Source organism: Pseudomonas sp. RW3S2 (assembly GCF_014268955.1).
GTDB lineage: Bacteria > Pseudomonadota > Gammaproteobacteria > Pseudomonadales > Pseudomonadaceae > Aquipseudomonas > Aquipseudomonas wayambapalatensis.
In genome coordinates, this window is the sequence record NZ_JABWRM010000001.1 from 299,596 (window position 1) to 323,345 (window position 23,750).

Here is a 23,750-nt window from a genome sequence, read left to right on the forward strand (position 1 = left end):
GCATTGCAAGCCGGGGCTTACAGGATGCTCAGCGGGTACTCCACGATCAGACGCAGGTCGTTGTTGTCCGACGCGTATTCGGCGTTGTACGCATTGTTGGCGCGGTAGATCGCGTGACGCACGCGGAAGGACAGGTCCTTGGCGGCGCCTTCCTGGATCACGTACTTGGTCTCGAAGTTGAACTCGTTTTCCTTGCCTTCGGTGTTCGCCGCGGTCTCGATGTTGTCACCGTGAACGTAGCGCGCCATGAAGCTAAGGCCAGGTACGCCGTAGGAAGCCATGTTCAGGTCGTAGCGAGCCTGCCAGGACTTCTCTTCGCGACCGATGAAGTCGGAGATCTGGATGGAGTTGGAGACGAAGACGGTGCCGTTGCCGTCGACGCCGTACAGGTAGTTGGTGTCACCGGTCGAGCGCTGGTAGGCCAGGGTGAACTTATGGGCGCCCAGGCTATAGGCGGCTGCCAGGCTCCACAGTTTGTTGTCCAGTTTGCCATACAGTGCCTGGCCCTGGTCCTTGGTACGATAGCCGTTGAAGTCGAAGTTCAGTGACTGGCTGTCGTCGATCGGCAGGGTGTAGTTCAGGTTGACGTACTGCTTCTTGAAGTAGTCGTCGACATCGGAGGCCGCCAGGGTGCCGACGAAATTATCGGTGAAGGAGTAGGTGGCGCCGGCAATGTTGGCCGAGGTCAGGCCAGGGGAACGCTTGCCGTTGATGCTGTCCTTGCCCATGCCGGTCTGCGAGCTCAGTGCGGTGAAGCGACCGACGCTCAGTTCCAGGCCCTTGATCTCTTTGCTGGTGATCAGGGTGCCTTCGGCGACTTCCGGCAGCAGTCGGCTGTCATCGGTGGCGAACACCGGGCTGGCGACGAACTGACGGCCATATTTCAGGGTGGTGTCGGAGAGGCGGAACTTGACGGCGGCGCCGCCCTTGCCTTGCGAGTCTTCCGCGCGACCGTCGCTGTCGGTGCGGAACAGGCCGTTACCGGTGGTGCCGCGGCCGCCGTCGAATTTGACGCTGCCCATGGCCATCAGGTCTACGCCGACACCGATGGTGCCTTGGGTGAAGCCGGACTCATAGACGCCCAGCAGCGAAGCGCCGCTGTCTTCACGGTGACCGCTCTTGAAACCGCTGGATTTGGATGGGTCGGCAATGTTGCCCGCGCCATTCTTGAAGTCGCGGTTCATATACATGGCGCGGGTCTTCAGGTTCAGTTTGCTGTCTTCTACAAAGCCCTTGGCTTCATCTTGCGAAGAGGCTACTGCGAACTGCGAGGTCCCTGCCGCAACAGCCAGGGCGATCATGCTCCACTTCATCACGCGCATCGTGATTTGCTCCTTTGGTTTTAGGAAGAGTACCGCTGCGCCCAAGTGTTTTAGTTATATGGGGCAGCTCTTTCTTTTTATGTCGGCGAAAATGTATATCACGCTGACTGTACTTGGCGACATGAAAAACGGAACCTTTCGGTAAGTTTACGGTCGTGTCGCTTTTGGCTATTTCCATGTCGCAAATCACGTCCCGCTACAGGCGGGCCGTACACCCCAGCGCTGCTTCAAAGCCGTCACGATTCCGTAAAGAACACGTGCCTGCTCGAAGCTCCCTGGTGAATCCCTTGTCGCTGTTGTTATTTGTCGCGTTCACCGGCTAATGCAGGTGCCGTGCCGACTTGGCGTAAAAAGAATGCAACAAGCGTGCACAAAAACGATCAGCGTTGATGAATTTTTCACAAATGCTCTCAAAACGTCCTGAAACCTCCGGAAACACGGGTTCAGGTTGTCTGATGGTATTCCTCGATGTTGATTATCGTTTGCAAAATAAAGCTGGCATGAAAGTCAAGGTGTTACCGCTGACTGTTGATGCTGAGTAGTTTGTACCGAGGTGGTGTGACAGGCGTATTTTTCGTTGCTTCATTTTGGTGCGAAAAGTAGCGCAGTGTTACCGCTTGTGGCACGTACGTCTCGTTCGGGGCGCCAGGCAAGGCGGTGGGTCGTGTCCTGGGCTCTGCAAGCAAGGTATCCTTGCGCTCTGCCCGCGTTCGAGTCGGGTCGTGTCAGTCGATGGAGGTTTGCCGTGTTTGTCCTGGATTCGCGTCTGCAGCAGGATTCCCTGGTGCTGGGGGATTTCCCGTTGTCCCGTCTTTTGCTGAGCAAGGATGCCAACTATCCCTGGTTCATTCTGGTGCCGCGCCGTGCTGATGTCAGTGAGCTCTTTGATCTGGATCTGGCCGACCAGCAGCAATTGTGGAAAGAGACCACTTTGCTCGCCGAGGCGCTCAAGGGTGAGTTCACGGCGGACAAGATGAATGTCGCCACGCTGGGCAATGTCGTCAGTCAGTTGCATATGCACGTGGTGGTGCGTCATCGCAGCGATGCGGCGTGGCCTGCGCCAGTGTGGGGCAAGGTGCCTGCGCTCGGCTACGCGCACGGGCAGGTCGATGCAATCCGCCAGCGCCTGCGTGGGTTGGCGCTTGAAGGTTTCGAGGAGGCCTGAGCCATGTCACTGGAAGCGAGAATCGTCGAGCTGGAGATGCGTCAGGCGTTTCAGGATGACACCCTTCAGGCGCTCAGCGACGAAGTGGCTGGTCAGAACCGGGTGATCGAGCGCCTGCAGTTGCAGATCGCCGAACTGATCAAGCGTCATGAAGAGATGGTCGGCCAATACGAGGCCGGAGGGGAGGAGCCTCCACCACCTCATTATTGAGGTGATGGAGGCGAGTGATCAGCGGCGTGAAACCGCGACCACGTCTTCGGCCTGCAGGCCTTTGTCGCGGTGCATTACCGAGAACTCCACGCGCTGGCCTTCCACCAGGACGCGATGGCCTTCGCCGCGGATGGCGCGAAAGTGCACGAAGATGTCATCGCCGGAGTCGCGGGAGATGAATCCGAAGCCTTTCGAGGTATTGAACCACTTCACGGTGCCGGTATCGCGCTTGCTGGCATCTTGCTGGCCCACCTGACTGGCTCGTGATTTGCGACCGCTGCGGGCGAAGCCGGCAGCCAGGTGCAGGGCCGTTGCCAGTGCCGCGCAGAGCAAGGCCGACAAGCTGCCGAGCTCTGGGCGGGCGAGGACGGTGATGGTTTGCAGGATCACCGCCAGCACCAGGAGTGCGCTGGCCAGATGTTGCAATTGCTGGCGCGCGCCGCGGTAGTAAAGCGGTACCACCGGTGCGAGGACCAGGTTGAGCAGGCCCAGGAATACCAGGTAGGCCGCTTCGGGTTGTTGCAGGAAGGGTGTGGCGTCGGTTCTGAGGCTGGGTATGAACGACAGCAGCAAAGCCGCAACGCCCGTCACCAGATGGACGATCTTGAACATTGGGTTGGCTCACATATATGGATAAGGCCGATCACGGAAGAGCTGGCAGCACGGTGCGCATGAGGTGTAGAGCGCGATCACGTGACTGTTCAGCCTATGCACCCGGCATTGTCAGTCCGCACGGGTGGCACCCTGCCTATTTAACAGCAAAGCCGGGGGCTTCTCAAACCGCAGGGTTGGTCGGGCGATGTGTTGCCTTGTGTCACATGCAGCTGCCTGCAAGTCTTGGTACAGTGTTTTCGCCCGCTTGATCGTCAAGCCTTATAGAAAGGGGAGATTCATGGCAATCGATATCGGTATCAGCGAAGAAGATCGCAAGTCCATCGTCGAAGGGTTGTCCCGCCTGCTGTCGGACACCTATGTGCTGTATCTGAAAACCCACAACTTCCACTGGAACGTCACCGGTCCGTCGTTCCGAACCCTGCACCTGATGTTCGAGGAGCAGTACAACGAGTTGGCCCTGGCGGTCGATTCGATCGCCGAACGTATTCGCGCGCTGGGGTTCCCGGCGCCGGGTTCCTATGCATTCTATGCGCGTCACTCCTCGATCAAGGAGGAAGAAGGGGTGCCTGCTGCCGATGAGATGATCCGCCAGCTGGTCCAGGGGCAAGAAGCGGTGGTGCGCACGGCGCGCAGCATCTTCCCGGTGGTGGACAAGGTCAGTGACGAGCCGACCGCCGACCTGCTCACCCAGCGCATGCAGGTGCACGAAAAGACCGCCTGGATGCTGCGAGTGCTGCTCGACGGCAAATAATGATGCGCTGGCCTGCGGCCAGACTTGTTCATAGAGCCCGGTATCGCCTAGCGATGCCGGGCTTTTTCATTATGGGGAAACCCTTGCTGCTGCTCTGCAACGCCGGAACGGCGCTTCATTGAAACACCCTGAGGCTTCTTGCGCAGGGCGTGAAGTGATCGGCAATAGGGAGCAGCACCATGGCGCAAGCAAACAGGCACGGCGGTTGGCCAGGCAGGGATTGTCATGATCCGTTCAGAGGTGATTTCGACATGTTGCAGATCGTACCGGTCTCGCGGTCGGTAAGGCTCAATGGTTTTGCCACTTGCCTTCGGCTCGAGGCGGTCTACTGGCGTATTCTGGAGCGTATCGCCGAGGCCAATCACTGTTCGGTGAGCGCTGTGCTGTCCTACGTTGATCGGGAGGTGCACCTGCGCCAGGGAGGGGTGCGTAATTTCAGTGGGCTGATTCGGGTCATCTGTGTGGCCTGGTTACTTGATCCGCCAAGTGCGCGCTGATCGCCGGGCGGGCTGCACAGCACTCCTTAACCATATATAATCCCGCTTTTTGCTGCCCCGGCAGCCAGCGTTGTGGTTGACGAGAGACTTCCATGCCCCTTTATGACTATCAATGTGCTTCCTGCGACCACCGCATGGAGGTGTTGCAGAAAATCAGCGCCGCGCCATTGACCGATTGTCCGGCATGCCAGGCGCCGGCCCTGAAAAAACTGTTGTCGGTACCCGGCTTTCGCATGAGTGGCAATGGCTGGTACGAGACCGACTTCAAGACCGGGGCTAAGAAGAACCTGGCCGGCGACAAGGCCGACTGAGTTGAATTGCAGCGACAGGGTCTTGCACTATTAGCCCTCAGGGCGGACAAGACCTCCACCGAATACACGAATCACGAGAAGCGAAACCACGATCATGATGCGCAGCCATTATTGCGGCCAACTGAACGAGAGCCTGGACGGCCAGGAAGTCACCCTTTGCGGCTGGGTCCATCGTCGTCGCGACCACGGCGGGGTGATCTTCCTCGACATCCGTGACCGCGAAGGCATGGCCCAGGTCGTGTTCGATCCGGATCGCGCCGAAACCTTCGCCGCTGCCGACCGCGTGCGCAGCGAATACGTGGTGCAGATCACCGGCAAGGTGCGCAAGCGCCCGGACGGTGCGGTGAACGCGAACATGGCCTCCGGTGCCATCGAGATCCTCGGCTACCAGCTGAACGTGCTCAACGAAGCTGAAACCCCGCCATTCCCGCTGAACGAATACTCTGACGTCGGCGAAGAAACCCGCCTGCGCTATCGTTTCATCGACCTGCGTCGCCCGGAAATGGCCGACAAGCTGCGTCTGCGTTCGCGCATCACCAGCAGCATCCGCCGCTTCCTCGACGAGAACGGCTTCCTCGACGTCGAAACGCCGATCCTGACCCGTGCCACTCCGGAAGGCGCGCGCGACTACCTGGTGCCGAGCCGCACCCACGCAGGCAGCTTCTTCGCCCTGCCGCAGTCGCCCCAGCTGTTCAAGCAACTGCTGATGGTGGCCGGCTTCGACCGCTACTACCAGATTGCCAAGTGCTTCCGTGACGAAGACCTGCGCGCTGACCGCCAGCCGGAATTCACCCAGATCGACATCGAGACCAGCTTCCTCGACGAGTCCGAGATCATGGGCCTCACCGAGAGCATGATCCGCAAGCTGTTCAAGGAAGTGCTCGACCTCGAGTTCGGCGACTTCCCGCACATGACCTTCGAGGAAGCCATGCGTCGTTATGGCTCCGACAAGCCGGACCTGCGCATCCCGCTGGAACTGGTCGATGTTGCCGACCAGCTCAAGGACGTCGACTTCAAGGTCTTCGCAGGCCCTGCCAACGATCCGAAGTGCCGCGTCACTGCCCTGCGCCTGCCGGGTGGCGCTGCCATGCCGCGCAGCAAGATCGACGAGTACACCAAGTTCGTCGGCATCTACGGTGCCAAAGGCCTGGCGTACATCAAGGTCAACGAGCGCGCCAAGGGCGTCGAGGGCCTGCAGTCGCCGATCGTCAAGAACATCCCTGAGGCCAACCTCAACGTGATCCTCGATCGCGTCGGCGCGGTCGATGGCGACATCGTGTTCTTCGGTGCCGACAAGTTCAAGGTCGTCAGCGAGGCCCTGGGCGCGCTGCGTATCAAGCTGGGTCACGACTTCAACCTGCTCACCTGCGAGTGGGCACCGATGTGGGTCGTCGACTTCCCGATGTTCGAGGAGAACGAAGACGGCAGCTTCACCGCGCTGCACCACCCGTTCACTGCGCCCAAGTGCACCCCTGAAGAGCTGGAGGCCAACCCGGCCACCGCCTTGTCGCGTGCCTACGACATGGTGCTCAACGGCACCGAGCTGGGTGGCGGTTCGATCCGTATCCATCGCAAAGAGATGCAGCAGGCCGTCTTCCGCCTGTTGGGTATCGAGGCGGCGGAACAGGAAGAGAAGTTCGGCTTCCTGCTCGACGCCCTGAAGTTCGGCGCCCCGCCACACGGTGGCCTGGCCTTCGGCCTGGATCGCCTGGTCATGCTGATGACTGGCGCCCAGTCGATTCGCGAAGTGATCGCGTTCCCGAAAACCCAGAGCGCTGCGTGCGTCATGACCCAGGCCCCGGGCCTGGTCGATGCCAAGGCTCTGCGCGAGCTGCACATCCGTCTGCGTGAGCAGACCAAGGTCGAGTAACCAACCGCAGGCGCCCCGGATTCGGGGCGCTTCGCGCTTGTGCGCAGGATTTTCCGCGTTCCGCCCTTCGGGGCGGAACCTGTTTCTGTTTCAAGGATTTGGAGTCGTTATGGCCGGTCATTCCAAGTGGGCGAACATCAAGCACCGCAAAGAACGCCAGGATGCCAAGAGAGGCAAGATCTTCACCAAGTGGATTCGCGAACTGACCGTCGCTGCCAAGCAGGGTGGTGGTGATCCGGCCTCCAATCCCCGGCTGCGGTTGGCGCTGGACAAGGCGCTGGGTGCCAACATGAGCCGCGATATCATCGATCGTGCGGTCGCGCGCGGGGCCGGCACCAACGAAAGCGACAACGTCGAAGAGCTCAGCTACGAGGGTTACGGTCCCGGTGGCGTGGCGATCATGGTCGAGGCCATGACCGACAACCGCAACCGCACAGCAGCAGCTGTGCGCCATGCGTTCACCAAGTGCGGCGGCAACCTCGGTACCGATGGCTCGGTGGCCTATCTGTTCGAGCGCAAGGGGCAGATCAGCTTTGCGCCGGGCGTCGATGAAGAGTCGCTGATCGAAGCGGCCATGGAAGCCGATGCCGATGATGTGGTTGGCAATGACGATGGCTCCTTCGACGTCTTCACGTCCTTCAATAGCTTCTACGCCGTGCGCAATGCGCTGGAAGAGGCGGGCTTCAAGGCCGCCGACGCAGAAATCGTCATGCAGCCGACCACCAGTGCCGAGCTGGACCAGGACGGCGCGGAGAAGGTGCTCAAGCTGATCGATATGCTCGAGGACCTGGACGACGTGCAGAACGTCTACTCCAATGCGCAGATATCCGACGAGATCATGGAAAAACTCGGCTAAGGTTCTCCTTGGTCTTCAGGGTCTCTTCGCGGGCCAGTGAAATGTGTAAAGAACCGCAGGCTTTATGACGCTGATTCTTGGTATCGACCCCGGCTCGCGAATCACCGGTTATGGTGTGGTGCGCCACACGCCGCGGGGGTGCGAGTACGTGGCCTCCGGTTGCATCCGCACGGGTGGCGGCGAGTTGCATGAGCGGCTGCAGATCGTGTTTCGCGGCGTCAGCGAGGTGATTCGCCTGCATGGTCCCGTCACCATGGGCATCGAGCGGGTGTTCATGGCGCGCAATGCCGATTCGGCGCTCAAGCTTGGCCAGGCCCGTGGTGCAGCCATCGTCGCCGCCGCCGAGGCGGGCCTGGAGATCGCCGAATACACGGCCAGCCAGGTCAAGCAGTCAGTGGCCGGTACGGGCGGGGCGAACAAGGATCAGGTCATGCTGATGGTCATGCACCTGCTCAAGCTGACGCAGAAGCCGCAGATCGACGCCTCCGACGCCTTGGCCATCGCCCTGTGCCACGCCCATACACGCTCCAGCCTGGTGCCCCACGGCCTGGCCACTGCACGCCGGCGCGGTGGGCGCTTGCGTCTGTAACAGCTTCATGCCCTGATACACATTTTGTCCGGGTGACACGCTCACCCGCCGCATTTGCTGATAGGGTTGTCCGGTCACCGACCAGACGCCCGAGAGAAAGGATCCGAACGTGATTGGACGTTTGCGTGGCACCCTGGCGGAAAAACAACCGCCGCACCTGATTATCGATGTCAATGGCCTGGGTTATGAGCTGGAGGTGCCGATGACGACGCTGTACCGCCTGCCCAAGGTCGGCGAAGCGGTGACGCTGCACACCCATCTGGTGGTCCGCGAAGATGCCCACCTGCTCTATGGCTTCTTCGAGAAGCGCGAGCGGGAACTGTTCCGCGAGCTGATCCGCCTCAATGGCGTCGGCCCGAAGCTGGCTCTGGCGTTGATGTCGGGCCTCGAGGTCGATGAGCTGGTGCGCTGCGTGCAGGCCCAGGATGCGTCGGCTCTGGTGCGCGTACCGGGCGTTGGCAAGAAGACCGCCGAGCGCCTGCTGGTCGAGCTCAAGGACCGTTTCAAGGCCTGGGAAACCTCGCCGGCGATGTTCACCCTGGTGTCTGATGGCCCACTTCCGGTGGCCAGCACCTCCAGTGCCGAAGCCGATGCGGTCAGCGCCCTGATTTCGCTGGGCTACAAACCGCAGGAAGCGAGCAAGGCAGTGTCGGCGATCAAGGACAAGGCAAACATGAGCAGCGAGGAGCTGATTCGCCATAGCCTCAAAGGGATGATCGTCAAGTGATCGAAGCCGACCGCCTGATCGCCGCCAGCGGGCGCGACCGCGAAGAGGTCCAGGACCGCGCCATTCGCCCGTTGAGCCTGGACGAGTACATCGGCCAGCCGGTGGTGCGCGAGCAGATGGGCCTGTTCATCCAGGCCGCCCGTGGCCGCAACGAGTCCCTCGATCACACCTTGATCTTCGGTCCGCCCGGTCTGGGCAAGACCACCCTTGCCAATATCATCGCCCACGAGATGGGGGTTTCGGTCAAGAGCACGTCCGGCCCCATCCTCGAGCGTCCGGGTGATCTGGCGGCGATGCTGACCAATCTCGAGCCGCACGACGTGCTGTTCATCGATGAAATCCATCGCCTCTCGCCAGTGGTCGAGGAGGTGCTCTACCCGGCGATGGAGGACTTCCAGCTCGACATCATGATCGGTGAGGGGCCTGCCGCACGCTCGATCAAGCTCGACCTGCCGCCGTTCACCCTGGTTGGTGCGACCACCCGGGCCGGGATGCTCACCAACCCGCTGCGTGACCGTTTCGGCATCGTCCAGCGCCTGGAGTTCTACAGCAACCAGGACCTGGCGACCATCGTCAGCCGGTCGGCGAACATCCTGGGGCTTGCCATCGAAGACAAGGGCGCTTTCGAGATCGCCCGTCGCGCCCGCGGTACGCCGCGGATCGCCAACCGCCTGCTACGCCGCGTGCGTGACTACGCCGAGGTGCGTGCAAAGGGCCAGATCACCAAGGAAATCGCCGACAAGGCGTTGAACCTGCTGGATGTCGACGAGCGCGGTTTCGACCATTCCGACCGGCGCCTGCTGCTGACCATGATCGAGAAATTCGATGGCGGACCGGTCGGTGTGGACAACCTGGCGGCTGCGATCAGCGAAGAGCGGCACACCATCGAGGATGTCCTCGAGCCGTACCTGATCCAGCAGGGCTACATCATGCGTACACCGCGTGGCCGCGTGGTCACCCGTCACGCCTACCTGCATTTCGGCCTGAACATTCCGGGGCGCTTTGCAGAGGGCGGAGAATTTTCTGATCCTGACGATCAGTGACAGATCGAATTGGGGTTTTCGTGGTCCTAGCGCTGGCACTTTGCGATAGCGCTGGCAATACGACATTTCCCCTGAAAAAACAGTTGCCGGGGCGGATTGGCAAGCTGAGGAGTAAGCACTAGAGTATGCGCGCGCAAAATCGGCAGGACCCGTTCGCTCATCGTTGTCGCGTCTATTACGAGGATACTGACGCAGGCGGGGTGGTGTACTACGTCAACTACCTGAAATTCATGGAACGTGCACGCACCGAGAGGTTGCGGCACCTGGGGTTTTCCCAGTCCGAGCTGGCGGAACAGAATCTATTGTTCGTCGTCCACTCCAGCGAGGCGCGCTACCACGCGCCGGCACGGTTGGACGATGCGTTGCGGGTAACCGCACAAGTACTTGAATTGAATCGCGCCAGCCTGCGCTTCGTGCAGCAGGTCTGGCGGGAAACGGATGAAACACTGCTTTGCGAAGGGCAGTTCCTGGTGGCCGCCGTGCGCGCCGACACTTTCAAACCCCGGGCCATTCCCCCTGAACTGCGCGACGCTTTCATGGCGGACGGCATGGGTACTCAATCGAACGCAGGAGAATAAGCGTGGAAGCAAACGTCGTCGACCATACCTCCATGTGGAGCCTGGTCGCCAATGCCAGTGTGGTGGTTCAGCTGGTGATGCTGACTCTCGTGGCAGCCTCGGTGACCTCTTGGATCATGATCTTCCAGCGCAGCACCATGCTGCGCGCCGGTCGTCGTGCGCTGGACGCGTTCGAAGAGCGTTTCTGGTCGGGCATCGACCTGTCCAAACTGTATCGCCAGGCCGGCAGCAACCCTGATCCGGATTCGGGTGTCGAGCAGGTCTTCCGCGCCGGCTTCAAGGAGTTTTCGCGCCTGCGCCAGCAGCCGGGCGTCGACCCTGATGCGGTCATGGAAGGGGTGGGGCGCGCCATGCGTGTGGCCATCTCCCGCGAGGAAGAGAAACTCGAGCAGAGCCTGCCGTTCCTGGCTACCGTCGGTTCCACCAGCCCGTATATCGGTCTGTTCGGTACCGTATGGGGCATCATGAACTCCTTCCGTGGCCTGGCCAGCGCCCAGCAGGCCACCCTTGCCACCGTGGCGCCCGGCATTGCCGAGGCACTGATTGCCACCGCGATCGGCCTGTTCGCCGCGATCCCGGCAGTCATCGCCTACAACCGTTTCGCTGCACGCAGCGAAACACTGATCGGTCGCTACTACACGTTCGCCGATGAGTTCCAGGCGATCCTGCACCGCAAAGTACACACCAGCGAAGAGTGATCAGGTAGACATCCATGGCCCGAGTTCGCCACAAACGCAAGCCGGTCGCCGAGATGAACGTGGTGCCCTACATCGACGTGATGCTGGTGCTGCTGGTCATCTTCATGGTGACCGCACCCATGCTCAACCAGGGCGTGAAGGTCGACCTGCCCAAGGTTTCCAGCGAAGCCTTGCCGCAGGACAACAACGTCCAGATCCTCACCATCTCGATCAAGGCCGACAAAACCTACTACTGGAACCTCGGTAGCGAAGTCGATACCGACAAGCAGATGGACAAGGCGATGACCCTGCCGGAAATGACCAGCGCGGTGACCAAGATCATTGCTGCCGGCCGTGACCAGGGCAAACAGACCCAGGTGTTTATCCGGGGTGACAAGGCCGTCGACTACGGCGCGGTCATGGGCGCCATGGGCGGGTTGCAGAAAGCCGGTGTCGGTAACGTTGGCCTGATTACCGAGGCGCCCTGATGCAACAGCGAGAGCCATCTGCCTCGGAAAGCTACTTCTGGCCCAGCGTCTGGGCCATTGGCCTGCATGTGCTGGTGTTCGGCCTGCTGTTCGTCAGCTTCGCCATGACCCCCGAACTGCCGCCTTCCAAGCCTATCGTCCAGGCTACGCTCTATCAGCTCAAGTCCAAGAGTCAGGCGACCACCCAGACCAATCAGAAGATTGCCGGGGAAGCCAAGAAAACGGCTTCACGCCAGACTGAAGTCGAGCAGATGGAGCAGAAGAAGGTCGAGCAGGAAGCTGTGAAGGCCGCGGAACAAAAGAAAGCCGACGCCGCTCAAAAGGCCGAGGAAGCCCGCGAAGCCGCCGAGGCTAAGAAAGCTGAAGACGCCGCCAAGGCTGCGGAAGCGAAGAAAGCCGCCGAGCAGAAGAAGGCCGAGGAAGCGAAGAAGCAGCAAGCGGATATCGCCAAGAAAAAGGCCGAGGAAGAGGCCAAGAAGCAGGCTGAGGAAGAAGCCAAGAAAGCGGCCGCCGAGGAGGCGAAGAAGAAAGCCGCCGAAGACGCCAAGAAAAAAGCAGCCGAGGACGCCAAGAAGAAAGCAGCGGCGGCCGAGGAAGCGAAGAAGAAGGCAGCCGAAGAGGCGAAGAAGAAAGCCGCTGCGGATGCACAGAAGAAAAAGGCACAGGATGCGGCCCGCAAGGCGGCTGAAGACAAGAAGGCTCAGGCCCTGGCCGAGTTGCTGTCCGACACCACCGAGCGTCAGCAGGCACTGGCCGATGAGCAAGGCGACCAGGTGGCAGGTGATTTCGACGACCTCATCCGCATGCGTGCGGCCGAAGGTTGGGCGCGTCCGCCATCCGCGCGCAGGGGCATGACGGTAGTCCTGCAGATCAACATGCTGCCGGACGGCACGATCACCAATGTGAGCGTGGCCAAGTCCAGTGGCGACGGTCCGTTCGACAGCTCGGCCGTGGCCGCGGTGAAGAACATTGGCCGGTTGACTGAAATGCAGGGCTTGAAGCCGAACGAGTTCAATCCGTATCGTTCGTTCAAGATGACATTTACACCTGAGGATCTAGCGTTGTGATTAAACGTCTGAGAGGACTGCTGGTCATGCTCTGCTGCGTGGCAGGCATGGCCGTGGCAGAGGAAAAGAACATCCTGGTCACCAGCGGCAGCGACCGGGCCACGCCCATCGCGGTAGTGCCGTTCGGTCTGCAGGGTGGCAGCGTGCTGCCGGAAGACATGGCCGACATCATCGGCAACGATCTGCGCAACTCCGGCTACTACGCGCCCATCCCGCGGCAGAACATGATCAGCCAGCCGACCCAGGCCAGCGAAGTCATCTTCCGCGACTGGAAGGCGCTGGGTGCCCAGTACGTGATGGTCGGTAGCATCGTGCCGTCCGGTGGTCGCCTGCAGATCAGCTACGCGCTGTTCAACGTTGCAACCGAGCAACAGGTGCTGACCGGCAGTGTCGGTGGTGGCGTCGATCAGTTGCGCGACATGGCGCACTACATCGCCGACCAGTCGTTCGAGAAGCTCACCGGTATCAAGGGTGCGTTCTCCACTCGCATGCTGTACGTGACTGCCGAGCGATTCTCGACCAACAACACCCGCTACACCCTGCAGCGTTCCGACTATGACGGTGCCCGTGCAGTGACGCTGCTGCAGTCGCGCGAGCCCATCCTGTCGCCGCGTTTTGCACCTGATGGCAAGCGTATCGCCTATGTCTCGTTCGAGCAGAAGCGTCCACGTATCTTCGTCCAGCACATCGACACCGGTCGCCGCGAGCAGATCACCAACTTCGAAGGCCTCAACGGTGCACCAGCCTGGTCGCCCGATGGCAATCGCCTGGCGTTCGTGCTGTCCAAGGACGGCAACCCGGACATCTATGTGATGAACATGGGGTCGCGTCAGATCAGCCGTGTCACTGCAGGTCCTGGTATCAATACCGAGCCGTTCTGGGGCAAGGATGGCAACACGCTGTACTTCACTTCCGACCGTGGTGGCAAGCCACAGATCTACAAGACTTCGGTAGGTGGCGGTGGCGCCGAGCGTGTGACCTTCGTTGGCAACTACAATGCCAACCCGAAACTGTCGGCGGATGAAAAGACCCTGGTTATGATTCATCGCCAGGAAGGTTTCACCAACTTCAAGGTGGCTGCTCAGGACTTGCAACGGGGAAGTGTAAAGATTCTTTCTGAAACGAGTCTTGATGAGTCTCCCACTGTTGCGCCTAACGGCACCATGCTAATCTACGCCACCCGCCAGCAGGGCCGGGGAGTCTTGATGCTCGTGTCGCTTAACGGCCGTGTGAGGCTCCCACTTCCTACCGCTCAAGGCGAAGTCAGAGAACCGTCCTGGTCCCCCTACCTGAACTGATTGCGGCGTAACAATTTTGCTTAACACACTGGGGTTTCATTAGGAGTTTCACGATGGAAATGCTGAAGTTTGGTAAATTCGCTGCGCTGGCTCTGGCCATGGCCGTAGCTGTAGGTTGCTCCTCCAAGGGCGGTGACAACGCTGGCGAAGGCGCTGTTGACCCGAACGCTGGCTACGGTGCAAACACCGGCGCTGTTGACGGTTCCCTGAGCGAAGAAGCCGCCCTGCGCGCAATCACCACCTTCTACTTCGAATACGACAGCTCGGATCTGAAGCCAGAAGCCATGCGCGCCCTGGACGTTCACGCCAAGGACCTGAAAGCCAACGGCAACCGTGTTGTTCTGGAAGGTAACACCGACGAGCGCGGTACCCGCGAGTACAACATGGCTCTGGGCGAGCGTCGTGCCAAGGCCGTTCAGCGCTACCTGGTTCTGCAGGGCGTTTCCCCTGCTCAGCTGGAACTGGTTTCCTACGGCGAAGAGCGTCCAGTTGCTACCGGCAACGACGAGCAGTCCTGGGCTCAGAACCGCCGCGTAGAACTGCGTAAGTAAGTTCTTATGCGTATGTGCCGTCGTGTTGTAACCGTCCTCGCCCTCAGCCTGCCGCTTTCTGCGTGGGCTGCGGTTCCTGTAGTTGATGACAACGGAGGCAGCTATCCGCCTTCGGGTTATGGCACGAGCGGCGCCTATGCCGGGGCAGGGGCTTCGGCCCCTGCTTCTGCGCAGGGTCAGTTGTTCATGCAACTGCAACAGATGCAGGACCAGATTTCCCGTCAGCAAGGCATCATCGAAGAGTTGCAGAACGATGTGTCGCGCATGAAGCAGGAAAACCTGGAGCGTTACCAGGATCTGGACCGCCGTATCAACAGTGGTGCCGCGCCAGCCGCTACACCCGATAATTCCTCCACCGGTGGCGCATCCGACGCCGCAGGTGCCGCTGCAGGCGCAAGCGCTGCGCAGCAACCGGCCGCCAGTGGCGAACCGGCCGATCCGGCGAAAGAAAAGCTGTTCTACGATGCTGCTTTCGATCTGATCAAACAGAAAGACTTCGACAAGGCCAGCCAGGCCTTCAGTGCCTTCCTGCGTAAGTACCCCAACAGCCAGTACGCCGGCAACGCGCAGTACTGGCTGGGTGAGGTCAACCTCGCCAAAGGCGACCTGCAAGGTGCCGGTCAGGCCTTCGCCAAGGTCAGCCAGTTGTACCCCAAGCACAGCAAGGTGCCTGACTCGTTGTACAAGTTGGCCGATGTCGAACGTCGCATGGGCCACACCGACAAGGTCAAGGGTATCCTGCAGCAGGTCATCACCCAGTACCCCGGCACCTCTGCCGCGCAACTGGCCCAGCGAGACCTGCAGAAGCTCTAAACTGCATCGCTTGAAAGAAACCCGCGCCTGGCGCGGGTTTTTTCGTTAGAATCTCTGCCCTTTTTTCGTAAACACGCTGCTGCGGATAACGCTATGTCGAGTCTGCAGCAGTGCCTGACGGAGGCGGTCAGCCTGTATAGCTGTCACGCCCGTGGCGACCATGCAAGACACATTACGTATCACCGAAGTCTTTTACTCGTTACAGGGTGAAACGCGAACGGCTGGCTTGCCCACCGTGTTCGTGCGCCTGACCGGTTGCCCCCTGCGCTGCCAGTACTGCGACAGTGCCTACGCGTTCAGTGGCGGCACACTGCGTACCCTCGACGACATTCTCGAGCAGGTTGCAGGTTTTCGCCCGCGCTATGTCTGCGTCACTGGCGGCGAACCGTTGGCCCAGCCCAACGTATTGCCTTTGCTTGAGCGCCTGTGCGATGCGGGCTATGAGGTTTCGCTGGAGACCAGCGGCGCGCTCGACATCTCGCGGGTGGACACGCGGGTCAGTCGCGTGGTCGACCTCAAGACCCCAGGTTCGGAAGAGGTTCACCGTAACCGCTACGAGAACATCGAACACCTGACGAGCAATGATCAGGTCAAGTTCGTCATCTGCTCTCGTGAGGACTACGACTGGGCAGTGTCCAAGCTGATCCAGTACAACCTCGAAGAACGGGCAGGTGAAGTCCTGTTCTCGCCCAGCCACCATCAGGTGAGCGCCAGCGACCTGGCCGACTGGATCGTCGCCGACAACCTGCCCGTGCGCTTCCAACTGCAACTGCACAAGTTGCTGTGGAACGACGAACCGGGCCGCTGATCAAGAGAGTGAATGACATGACTGAAAAACGTGCGGTAATCCTGCTGTCTGGCGGTCTGGACTCGGCCACTGTGGTCGCCATGGCCAAGGCCGAGGGCTACAGTTGCTACACTATGAGCTTCGATTACGGCCAGCGCCATCGCGCTGAGCTCAACGCAGCTGCGCGGGTGGCTCGCGATCTGGGCGTGGTCGAGCACAAGGTCATTGGCTTGAACCTCGATGGTATTGGCGGTTCGGCTCTGACCGACAGCAGTATCGATGTGCCTGAAGCACCTACCGAGGGTATTCCGGTCACCTACGTACCGGCGCGCAATACCGTATTCCTGTCGTTGGCGCTGGGCTGGGCAGAAGTGCTGCAAGCTCGTGACATCTTCATTGGCGTCAACGCTGTTGATTATTCGGGTTACCCCGATTGCCGCCCGGAGTTCGTCGAGGCCTTCGAGCGCATGGCCAACCTGGCTACCAAGGCGGGGGTGGAAGGTCAGGGGTTCCGCATCCAGGCGCCACTGCAGAACCTGAGCAAGGCGCAAATCGTCGAGGCCGGTATTGCCCGTGGGGTGGACTACAGCCTCACAGTATCCTGTTACCAGGCCGACGACGATGGCCGTGCCTGCGGCAAGTGCGATAGCTGCCGCCTGCGTGCTGAAGGCTTCAAGGCTGCCGGGATCGCTGATCCAACACGTTATTTTTGAAAATAATGCGATGGGGTGTTGATTTTCTCTGAGAAATCAGTAGTATACGCGCCATCCAACGGGTCGTTAGCTCAGTTGGTAGAGCAGTTGGCTTTTAACCAATTGGTCGTAGGTTCGAATCCTACACGACCCACCATATTCAGAGAAATACACGATGTACTAGGAAAGCGTGCTTAGCAGTCACTTTCTGTCATCCATATGAAGTGATGCTTCAGCGTGACTTTATATGAAATAGCCTGCCGCTTTCGGTGGGCTTTTTTGTTTATGGGTCAAAAAGTCAAAGGCATAGTGCATACTTGACCCGTCACAACTCAAATGACTGCCGATAGACCGTTGGGGCTTCGGGCTCTCCTTTCTTCATCGCATGCAGCGCTTCTTTACGTTGTCGAAGAGCGTTTTCATGGCAACGAGTTTCCAAGCTGTGCGCGACACATAAAATTGTACAGGTTGCAACGTCTGATATTGAAGCAGCATGCGTGGGCGTTTAGGTCGACGTCCTCAATAAAAACACTCGATTAGTGAATTCGGCCAGTGCATCGGATAGGTTGCATTCATTGGGCGCGATAGTGTTTTCACGTATCGATAGTACAGGCGGTCAGTGGCTCTTTGTATTCTGAAATTAATAGTTATATCGCTCGTTTTCTATAATTTTCATGGCGGTTTTTTCGTGGCGCCAAACGGTTATCGCGCTTTTCGGCCGGCATACTTACTGTGTAGGTCTTTTAGATTCATGGCGTCACGTTTAGGGTTTATATTAAATGTTCGCAAGTATTCTCGACTGAACTGTGAAGGGCTTTCATAACCTACTTCATAAGCTGCCTCTGCCACACTTTTGGACTCAGATACCATTAGGCGTCGCGCCTCCAAAAGGCGTAAATTTTTCTGGTACTGTAGAGAAGTCGTCGATGTCGCAGCTTTGAAGTTTTTGCGAAAAGAAGAGGGGCTCATCTTTGCCACTTCGGCCAACTGTTTAATTGAAAGCTTTTTATTAAAGTTTTCTCTCAAAAACTCGATGGCTTTTGTGAGGCGCTGCATTTGGCTGTCTGGTATAGCGAGCTTACAGAACTCACTAGCGTAGGCTCCGTCTAGGAACCAGCAATATAACTCTTTCATCAGTGAAGGATAAAGAATCGGAAGTGAACTGGGGCGATCCAATAAATTTATCAGGCGCAGCAAACAATCTAAAAACATATCATCAAGCTTGACAACGAATGCACACGATTCGACGGGGTCACAAGAAGAAGATACTGCATCGAATTTCGCCACGACTTCGGCAACGTCGTCTTTATCAATATCCAGGGTTATGCCGATGAATGGCAAGCTCGGTGTCGCTTCGGCAATTCGTCCGCTAGCGGGTAACTCCATACTGACGACCAGGCACTCCAGCGCATGATAGTCGAGCATGTTTTCTCCAAAGAGAATCTGTTTAGAGCCTTGTAGCACCACACAAAGTTGGGGTCGATAAACTTGGCTTACCGGCATAACTTTTGCAAAAGTGCGGTGGAGGTTAAAGCCATCAATGCGTGTTGGGAAAATACCTTCGCCGCTGCCCTGGCTGTCGATGTAATTATTGACTTTCGAAAGCAAAAGGTCGATTTTTTTTTCATCTATAAGACCTACCATCACACGCCCCTCCGAAATCCAAACCTGTCAGCCAAGCCTGCCAACTCTCAAATTTGATACCAGTGCATCAGCTCGATAGGGCAGCACACCAGTCTATCTTGGCGCCACGGCCTTCAAAACACTGCTCGCTTAACTGCCTTCGATTTCCTCCAAGCCTACTAGCCCATGAGCTCAAAGCGCTTAGCACTGTTGGCCGCTACAGAGGAACTGTACCAAGGTACCGACCTCTTGATGAAGGTCATAATAGGCAAATTTTTTATCAGCTCTGGAAAAAAAATATTTAGAACAGGGTGCAGAATGCTGCTGTACAAACCCTACCTTATTGTTGCGTAAGTGGCAAACTTGTCTCCGAGTTCAGTCTGGCGGCTGAGTGGTGGATTATTGCTGTGGCTGGAAGGTGAGCAAGGGTTTAATTCAGGTGCATCTAAAGTCTTAAGAATTTCCGCCCCGTTGTCCAAGTCTGGAGGGACCATGAATCATATTTTTCGAGTCGTGTGGAGTACTGCATTGGGGCGACTTGTTGTTACGTCCGAGCATGCCGTGTCGCGGCGCTCTACAAGCAAATGTAGGGTGGCAGCAGTGGGTATCTATCTTCCTTTATTATGTGGCATGCCGGACTCCTCATCTGCGTATGAAGCAGGCGGGGGGGACGACTGTAATGGATCACCTACGAGGATCGCTATCGGTAGTAGTGCTACGGGTTGTAATGATAATGCCATTGCTATCGGTAGTGGCTCCGGCGCTTCGGGTGGTTCTGCCATCAGTCTAGGTGTCAACACGCGATCAACGGGATCTTTTTCATTGGCCATCGGTTCTGGTACACAAGCCACAGCTGATAACGCTTTTGCATTCGGGTCTGGATCCATGGCATCCGCCGCTAATACGGTTGCGATAGGGCGTCTGGCAAGTGCTTCAGTGAGGGGGGGGAGTGCGCTTGGCGATAGAGCCAATGCCTCCGGTGTCATGGCTCTGTCTCTCGGTTCTTATTCTCAAGCGACTGCAGATCGCTCAATTGGATTGGGCTATAGCTCAAACGCGAGTGGCCCCGACTCATTCGCCGCGGGAAACAATGCGGCAGCCTCAGGCAGCCAATCGATAGCTTTGGGAGCAAACTCGGCAGCCACGTTCAATGGCGATATTGCCTTAGGTGATGGCGCCATGGCGTCGGGCTCCGACAACTACTCAGCTATCTCTATAGGGCGAGCATCGAGCGCGGTAGGGATGGATGCCATCGCTTACGGAAACTCTGCTAATGCTTCGGCAGACTATGCCATGGCAGTTGGAAACCTCTCAGCGGCAAGTGGTGAAGCCTCGTCTGCCTTCGGCACAGGCTCGAACGCCAGTGGAAGTTATTCCCTGGCGGCTGGCAGCAATTCGGAAGCAACTAGCCATTTGTCGACTGCTGTAGGTAATAATGCTCTGGTCATTGGGGAAGGCTCTTCGGCTTTTGGCCATGGTGCAACCGTCGGTATGCGAGACGGCGATGGCAATGACACTGCAGCTGATTTCGCGTTGGCCGTAGGCAGTAATGCGAGCGCCACTGCAACTGATGCGTCGGCAGTTGGAAACAACGCGACGGCTAGTGGAGAGGGATCTTCAGCATTCGGCTCTGAATCGCTGGCAAGTCAGCTATCGACGACCGCTATGGGTAGTGGTGCTCGTGCGCGCGCTGTGGGCAGCTCTGCGTTCGGTTCAGGCGCAGTAGCCGATGGTGAGAATTCCCTTGCCATAGGTGGCTCATCCTCATCTCAAGGCGCCAGGTCCATAGCTGTAGGCTATGGCTCTATCGCGACAGCTGCTGACGCGATTTCACTGGGTTATTTTTCCATCGTTGCGGGCCAGGGCTCTTTGAGTATTGGCACCGGTAACCAAGTTATCGGGGAGCGTTCAGGTGCAATCGGTGACCCCAGCTATGTAACGGGTAATGGGACCTATACGCTAGGTAATGATAACGGCAGTCCCAGCGCGGCCATCGCCGCCGATGATGCCGGTATTTTCGGTAATGGAAACTTTCTCGGCGATAACGCTACGGGTAGCCGCATCATCGGCAACAGTAATGGCACCGAAGATACCCCCATCAATGTCGCCGACGCTTTCATACTGGGGAACAATGCTTCAGTCACGGTGGCGAACAGCGTAGTACTAGGTTCGAACTCCATCGCCAACGGCAACACCCTCGGGGATTCACCCTTCCAGCCGCTGGATGCCGCTGGTAATACCATCGAGGTCGCAGGAACGGCACCGGTGGGGGAGGTTTCAGTCGGTGCAGCCGACAGTGAGCGGCGTATCACCAACGTTGCGGCAGGGTCGGCAGATACTGATGCCGTCAACGTTTCCCAGCTCTCCGCCGTCAACGAGAAAGCGGATTACGCGAGTCAAGGCTTTAATCTCGGTGTGAACGGGAGCAGCACAAGTAATGTTGCACCAGGTGAGGCTGTACGTTTTCTCGACGGCGCCAATATCGAACTTACCCAAGACGGCGCCAATATCACTATCGCGACCGCCCCAGACATCTCCATCGATAGTCTGTCGATCAATGGTGGTGGACCTTCTATCGACGCCAGCGGTATCGATATGGGCGGCAACACCATAACCGCGTTGGGTGACGGTGCCGTCAATGCGGATAGCACCGATGCCATCAACGGAAGCCAGCTATTCGGACAGGCCAGCAACCTAGGCAACATCATCGGTGGCAACACGACGATCAATCCGGACTCGGGCGAGATCTCCACGTCGAACCTGGGTGGAACTGGCGAAGACACTATCAATGGTGCGATTGGCGCTATCAATACCGCTGCCAACGCCGGCTGGAACTTGAGCGATGCTGAGGGTAATACCGCCAACATCGGTCCGAATGGCGGCGTGACTTTCTCCGGCGACGATAATCTTGAGGTGACGCAAACTGGCGAGGACGATAGGGGTCAGGTCGCCATCCGACTCAATCGCAATCTTGACCTCAACAGCGTCACGACCGGCAATAGCCGACTGGATGATGCCGGCTTGGAGGTAACCGCTATTAGTGACAGTGGCGATGTCACTAGCACAACGGTAGTCACCAGCGCTGGCGTCAATGTGAGCGGTGGCGAGGGTCGCGGTGGGAGCGCATTGACTCAAACTGGCCTGACCGTAGCGTCTGCGGAAGTCGATGGGGAGGGCAATCCGCTCAGCGCGGTAACCGTTGCTGCCGATGGCATTGATATGGGAGGAAGCACCATTACCGCATTGCGGGATGGGGTAGTCAATGCAAACAGCACCGAGGCCATCAATGGAAGCCAGCTATTCCGCCACGCCGCCAATGTCGGGGACATCATTGGTGGCAATACGACCATCGATCCGAACACGGGTGAAATTATCACTTCTAACTTGGGGGGCACGGGTGAAGACACCATCGATGCCGCATTGGCCAAGACTAGTAATGCGGCGAATGCAGGTTGGAACGTTACAGATGACTATGGTAACGCCGCTAACATCGGTCCGAACGGAAGCGTTGCCTTCACAGGTGACAACAACCTGAGTGTTGAACAAGTTGGTGATGATAACGACGGACAGGTTGCCATCAGGCTCAATCGGAACTTAGAGCTCGATAGTGTGACCCTACCCGGAGGCCTTAGTATCAACGCCGATGGGATCGATATGAATGGTCAAACTATCTCCAATCTTGGCGATCCTACTGCGCGGGGGGACGCCGTAAATCTGGCTTACTTCGATCGCAATCGTACGCGCTATTACAGCGTCAATGATGGTGGAGAAGAAGGCGGTAACTACGATAACAACGGAGCTACCGGCCGCGGCGCGATTGCCGTCGGTGTCGACGCCCAGGCCAGAGCCGAAAACGCGATTGCCATCGGTAGAGGAGCAACAGTAGGCACCAGCAATGGCATTGCTTTGGGCGCGGACTCGATCTCAGAGGAAGCGATCGCGACGGAAGGCAGCATGATTGCAGGGCAAATGTACACTTATGCTGGCTCGGCACCGGTCGGAAACGTGAGTTTGGGCTCTGCGGGAAAAGAGCGGACGCTGACAAATATTGCCGCTGGGCGCGTGACTTCCGAAAGCACAGACGCCGTGAATGGAAGCCAGCTATATGCAACCAATCAGGCTGTGGCAGCCGTACAGGATGATGTTTTCAGGGCACAAACTGATATCACAGCGCTCGATGGGCGTGTCACCAGCGTCGAGGGTAACATCACCAACTTGAGTGGAGACATCGAGCGCCTGGGTGACCAGGCCGTGCAGTACAGCACCAATGAAGATGGTAGCGTCGATTACAGCTCTGTCGAACTCAAGGGAGAAGGCGGAACAACCATCGGTAATTTAGCCGCTGGCGACATTGCCGAAAACAGCCGCGAGGCCGTCAATGGCAGTCAGCTTTGGGAAATGCAGAACGCCATTACTGATATCAACCAAGGTGGCAGCCGTTATTTTAGAGCGAACGCCGATGGCCCAGCCGCGCAGGCCAACGGCGCGAATAGTGTTGCCTCAGGGCCCAGTAGCGTCGCCAATGGTGACAACAGCGTTGCTATGGGTAACGGTGCGGTCGCCGAGGCAGAAGGCAGTATCGCGCTTGGAGCAGGCTCACGCGCCACCCGCGCAGGCATGAACGGTGCTGAGGAAGCCTTTTCCGGCCATAGCGTTGCATCGACTCAGGGCGCGGTTTCAGTCGGCAGCGAGAATAAAGAGCGTCAGATTACTAATGTGGCCGGCGGTACCGAGGCAACCGATGCAGTCAATGTTCGCCAATTGAGCTCGGTGCAGGCCGGGGCGGTGAATTACGACCGTCACGTAGATGGCAGTGTCAACTATAGCTCGGTCACGATGGGTCAAGCGGGCTCGCCGACGCGGGTCCATAACGTCGCGTCGGGCGAGGCCGATACGGACGCGGCCAATGTAGGGCAGCTCAGGGCGATGGATCAAAATTATCGTCGCCAGATCGATGGGCTTGGAAGAAAGATCGACGATGTCAAAGATCAGGCCAATGCCGGTACGGCAAGCGCCCTGGCTGCGGCTGCCATTCCTCAAGCAACTATCGCGGGTAAAAGCATGATCGCCGTGGGCGGGGGAACGTATCAGGGAGAATCGGCAGTCGCTGTCGGCTTTTCCTGGCTATCGGATAACGGTCGGTGGACGACGCGTTTAAACCTCACGGGAGATACGCAAAACCACGCAGGCGCGGCTGTAGGCGTCGGCTTCCACTGGTAA

General features: G+C 58.4%; 24 protein-coding genes and 1 tRNA gene. 22 read left to right on the forward strand and 3 right to left on the reverse strand.

Going from position 1 to position 23,750, the window contains the following annotated elements; genetic code table 11:
• Window positions 1-17: 17 nt before the first annotated feature.
• The gene (locus HU748_RS01405) at window positions 18-1,322 is read right to left on the reverse strand and encodes an OprD family porin (protein WP_186718904.1); all 1,305 of its coding nucleotides are present in this window, start codon (window positions 1,320-1,322) and stop codon (window positions 18-20) included.
• A gap of 389 nt (window positions 1,323-1,711) precedes the next feature.
• Between HU748_RS01405 and HU748_RS01410 the strand changes: the two genes are divergently transcribed.
• The 3 genes from HU748_RS01410 to HU748_RS01420 all read left to right on the forward strand — a co-directional run bounded on the left by HU748_RS01410 (window position 1,712) and on the right by HU748_RS01420 (window position 2,697).
• Window positions 1,712-1,864, forward strand: coding sequence for a hypothetical protein (locus HU748_RS01410; RefSeq protein ID WP_186718905.1), 153 nt, complete (start codon window positions 1,712-1,714; stop codon window positions 1,862-1,864).
• Between the two features lie 203 nt (window positions 1,865-2,067).
• Window positions 2,068-2,487, forward strand: coding sequence for an HIT domain-containing protein (locus HU748_RS01415; protein ID WP_186667182.1), 420 nt, complete (start codon window positions 2,068-2,070; stop codon window positions 2,485-2,487).
• Window positions 2,488-2,490: 3 nt separating this feature from the next.
• Window positions 2,491-2,697, forward strand: coding sequence for a SlyX family protein (locus tag HU748_RS01420; protein ID WP_065862241.1), 207 nt, complete (start codon window positions 2,491-2,493; stop codon window positions 2,695-2,697).
• An 18-nt stretch (window positions 2,698-2,715) separates the two neighbouring features.
• Here HU748_RS01420 and HU748_RS26560 read toward each other — a convergent pair whose 3' ends face one another.
• Complete coding sequence (locus HU748_RS26560) at window positions 2,716-3,309, reverse strand: cold-shock protein (protein ID WP_186667181.1); 594 nt, start codon at window positions 3,307-3,309, stop codon at window positions 2,716-2,718.
• A gap of 280 nt (window positions 3,310-3,589) precedes the next feature.
• On the opposite strand from HU748_RS26560, the gene HU748_RS01430 reads away from it, so the two are divergent.
• From HU748_RS01430 to HU748_RS01515, 18 genes are all read left to right on the forward strand, one after another.
• Entirely contained in the window at window positions 3,590-4,063 is a 474-nt protein-coding gene (locus HU748_RS01430) for a Dps family protein (RefSeq protein ID WP_023381917.1), read from the forward strand.
• A 179-nt stretch (window positions 4,064-4,242) separates the two neighbouring features.
• Complete coding sequence (locus HU748_RS01435) at window positions 4,243-4,560, forward strand: ribbon-helix-helix domain-containing protein (protein WP_186667180.1); 318 nt, start codon at window positions 4,243-4,245, stop codon at window positions 4,558-4,560.
• A gap of 92 nt (window positions 4,561-4,652) precedes the next feature.
• A complete protein-coding gene (locus HU748_RS01440; protein ID WP_186718907.1) occupies window positions 4,653-4,871 on the forward strand; it encodes a zinc ribbon domain-containing protein in 219 nt (72 codons plus the stop codon).
• 94 nt (window positions 4,872-4,965) lie between these two features.
• Entirely contained in the window at window positions 4,966-6,741 is a 1,776-nt protein-coding gene (gene aspS, locus HU748_RS01445) for an aspartate--tRNA ligase (RefSeq protein ID WP_054891002.1), read from the forward strand.
• Between the two features lie 109 nt (window positions 6,742-6,850).
• Window positions 6,851-7,597, forward strand: a complete 747-nt coding sequence (locus HU748_RS01450; RefSeq protein ID WP_186718908.1) for a YebC/PmpR family DNA-binding transcriptional regulator — start codon at window positions 6,851-6,853, stop codon at window positions 7,595-7,597.
• Window positions 7,598-7,661: 64 nt separating this feature from the next.
• On the forward strand, window positions 7,662-8,186 hold the full coding sequence (gene ruvC / locus HU748_RS01455; protein ID WP_054891000.1) for a crossover junction endodeoxyribonuclease RuvC: 525 nt from the start codon (window positions 7,662-7,664) through the stop codon (window positions 8,184-8,186).
• A 109-nt stretch (window positions 8,187-8,295) separates the two neighbouring features.
• Window positions 8,296-8,913, forward strand: coding sequence for a Holliday junction branch migration protein RuvA (gene ruvA, locus HU748_RS01460; protein ID WP_186667178.1), 618 nt, complete (start codon window positions 8,296-8,298; stop codon window positions 8,911-8,913).
• Window positions 8,910-9,956, forward strand: a complete 1,047-nt coding sequence (ruvB, locus tag HU748_RS01465; RefSeq protein WP_186718917.1) for a Holliday junction branch migration DNA helicase RuvB — start codon at window positions 8,910-8,912, stop codon at window positions 9,954-9,956. The genes ruvA and ruvB overlap by 4 nt, the downstream gene beginning before the upstream one ends.
• A 125-nt stretch (window positions 9,957-10,081) precedes the next feature.
• Window positions 10,082-10,534, forward strand: a complete 453-nt coding sequence (gene ybgC, locus HU748_RS01470) for a tol-pal system-associated acyl-CoA thioesterase (protein ID WP_186667177.1) — start codon at window positions 10,082-10,084, stop codon at window positions 10,532-10,534.
• Between the two features lie 2 nt (window positions 10,535-10,536).
• Complete coding sequence (tolQ, locus tag HU748_RS01475) at window positions 10,537-11,232, forward strand: protein TolQ (protein ID WP_054890996.1); 696 nt, start codon at window positions 10,537-10,539, stop codon at window positions 11,230-11,232.
• Window positions 11,233-11,246: 14 nt separating this feature from the next.
• A complete protein-coding gene (gene tolR / locus HU748_RS01480; protein WP_012315816.1) occupies window positions 11,247-11,699 on the forward strand; it encodes a protein TolR in 453 nt (150 codons plus the stop codon).
• Window positions 11,699-12,766 carry a cell envelope integrity protein TolA gene (tolA, locus tag HU748_RS01485; RefSeq protein ID WP_186718922.1) on the forward strand — a complete coding sequence of 356 codons (1,068 nt, stop codon included), beginning with the start codon at window positions 11,699-11,701 and terminating at the stop codon, window positions 12,764-12,766. Before tolR ends, tolA begins: the two co-directional genes overlap by 1 nt.
• Window positions 12,767-12,792: 26 nt before the next feature.
• On the forward strand, window positions 12,793-14,064 hold the full coding sequence (gene tolB / locus HU748_RS01490; RefSeq protein WP_054890993.1) for a Tol-Pal system beta propeller repeat protein TolB: 1,272 nt from the start codon (window positions 12,793-12,795) through the stop codon (window positions 14,062-14,064).
• Window positions 14,065-14,117: 53 nt separating this feature from the next.
• Window positions 14,118-14,615 (forward strand): peptidoglycan-associated lipoprotein Pal, encoded by a 498-nt coding sequence (pal, locus tag HU748_RS01495; protein WP_023381906.1) that lies wholly within the window; start codon window positions 14,118-14,120, stop codon window positions 14,613-14,615.
• Between the two features lie 6 nt (window positions 14,616-14,621).
• Window positions 14,622-15,428, forward strand: a complete 807-nt coding sequence (ybgF, locus tag HU748_RS01500) for a tol-pal system protein YbgF (protein ID WP_186667174.1) — start codon at window positions 14,622-14,624, stop codon at window positions 15,426-15,428.
• Window positions 15,429-15,588: 160 nt separating this feature from the next.
• Window positions 15,589-16,236, forward strand: coding sequence for a 7-carboxy-7-deazaguanine synthase QueE (gene queE / locus HU748_RS01505; protein WP_186667173.1), 648 nt, complete (start codon window positions 15,589-15,591; stop codon window positions 16,234-16,236).
• 17 nt (window positions 16,237-16,253) lie between these two features.
• Window positions 16,254-16,928, forward strand: a complete 675-nt coding sequence (gene queC / locus HU748_RS01510) for a 7-cyano-7-deazaguanine synthase QueC (RefSeq protein WP_186667172.1) — start codon at window positions 16,254-16,256, stop codon at window positions 16,926-16,928.
• A 60-nt stretch (window positions 16,929-16,988) separates the two neighbouring features.
• A tRNA-Lys gene (locus tag HU748_RS01515) sits at window positions 16,989-17,064 on the forward strand.
• A gap of 545 nt (window positions 17,065-17,609) precedes the next feature.
• Here the strand turns inward: HU748_RS01515 and HU748_RS01520 are convergent.
• Window positions 17,610-18,551 carry an AraC family transcriptional regulator gene (locus HU748_RS01520; RefSeq protein WP_186709583.1) on the reverse strand — a complete coding sequence of 314 codons (942 nt, stop codon included), beginning with the start codon at window positions 18,549-18,551 and terminating at the stop codon, window positions 17,610-17,612.
• Window positions 18,552-19,772: 1,221 nt separating this feature from the next.
• Between HU748_RS01520 and HU748_RS01525 the strand changes: the two genes are divergently transcribed.
• Complete coding sequence (locus HU748_RS01525; protein ID WP_238343261.1) at window positions 19,773-23,750, forward strand: YadA-like family protein; 3,978 nt, start codon at window positions 19,773-19,775, stop codon at window positions 23,748-23,750.

Excerpts from the sequence above, each read along its gene's own strand:
- ruvC (WP_054891000.1), top strand. The coding sequence starts at position 7,662 with ATGACGCTGATTCTTGGTATCGACCCCGGCTCGCGAATCACCGGTTAT.
- HU748_RS01435 (WP_186667180.1), top strand. The coding sequence starts at position 4,243 with ATGGCGCAAGCAAACAGGCACGGCGGTTGGCCAGGCAGGGATTGTCAT.
- HU748_RS01440 (WP_186718907.1), top strand. The coding sequence starts at position 4,653 with ATGCCCCTTTATGACTATCAATGTGCTTCCTGCGACCACCGCATGGAG.
- queE (WP_186667173.1), top strand. The coding sequence starts at position 15,589 with ATGCAAGACACATTACGTATCACCGAAGTCTTTTACTCGTTACAGGGT.
- HU748_RS01410 (WP_186718905.1), top strand. The coding sequence starts at position 1,712 with ATGAATTTTTCACAAATGCTCTCAAAACGTCCTGAAACCTCCGGAAAC.
- HU748_RS26560 (WP_186667181.1), bottom strand. The coding sequence starts at position 3,309 with ATGTTCAAGATCGTCCATCTGGTGACGGGCGTTGCGGCTTTGCTGCTG.
- HU748_RS01520 (WP_186709583.1), bottom strand. The coding sequence starts at position 18,551 with ATGGTAGGTCTTATAGATGAAAAAAAAATCGACCTTTTGCTTTCGAAA.
- HU748_RS01450 (WP_186718908.1), top strand. The coding sequence starts at position 6,851 with ATGGCCGGTCATTCCAAGTGGGCGAACATCAAGCACCGCAAAGAACGC.
- HU748_RS01420 (WP_065862241.1), top strand. The coding sequence starts at position 2,491 with ATGTCACTGGAAGCGAGAATCGTCGAGCTGGAGATGCGTCAGGCGTTT.
- tolR (WP_012315816.1), top strand. The coding sequence starts at position 11,247 with ATGGCCCGAGTTCGCCACAAACGCAAGCCGGTCGCCGAGATGAACGTG.
- tolB (WP_054890993.1), top strand. The coding sequence starts at position 12,793 with ATGCTCTGCTGCGTGGCAGGCATGGCCGTGGCAGAGGAAAAGAACATC.
- pal (WP_023381906.1), top strand. The coding sequence starts at position 14,118 with ATGGAAATGCTGAAGTTTGGTAAATTCGCTGCGCTGGCTCTGGCCATG.
- ybgF (WP_186667174.1), top strand. The coding sequence starts at position 14,622 with ATGCGTATGTGCCGTCGTGTTGTAACCGTCCTCGCCCTCAGCCTGCCG.
- aspS (WP_054891002.1), top strand. The coding sequence starts at position 4,966 with ATGATGCGCAGCCATTATTGCGGCCAACTGAACGAGAGCCTGGACGGC.
- HU748_RS01405 (WP_186718904.1), bottom strand. The coding sequence starts at position 1,322 with ATGCGCGTGATGAAGTGGAGCATGATCGCCCTGGCTGTTGCGGCAGGG.
- ybgC (WP_186667177.1), top strand. The coding sequence starts at position 10,082 with ATGCGCGCGCAAAATCGGCAGGACCCGTTCGCTCATCGTTGTCGCGTC.
- queC (WP_186667172.1), top strand. The coding sequence starts at position 16,254 with ATGACTGAAAAACGTGCGGTAATCCTGCTGTCTGGCGGTCTGGACTCG.
- HU748_RS01430 (WP_023381917.1), top strand. The coding sequence starts at position 3,590 with ATGGCAATCGATATCGGTATCAGCGAAGAAGATCGCAAGTCCATCGTC.
- tolA (WP_186718922.1), top strand. The coding sequence starts at position 11,699 with ATGCAACAGCGAGAGCCATCTGCCTCGGAAAGCTACTTCTGGCCCAGC.
- HU748_RS01525 (WP_238343261.1), top strand. The coding sequence starts at position 19,773 with ATGGATGCCATCGCTTACGGAAACTCTGCTAATGCTTCGGCAGACTAT.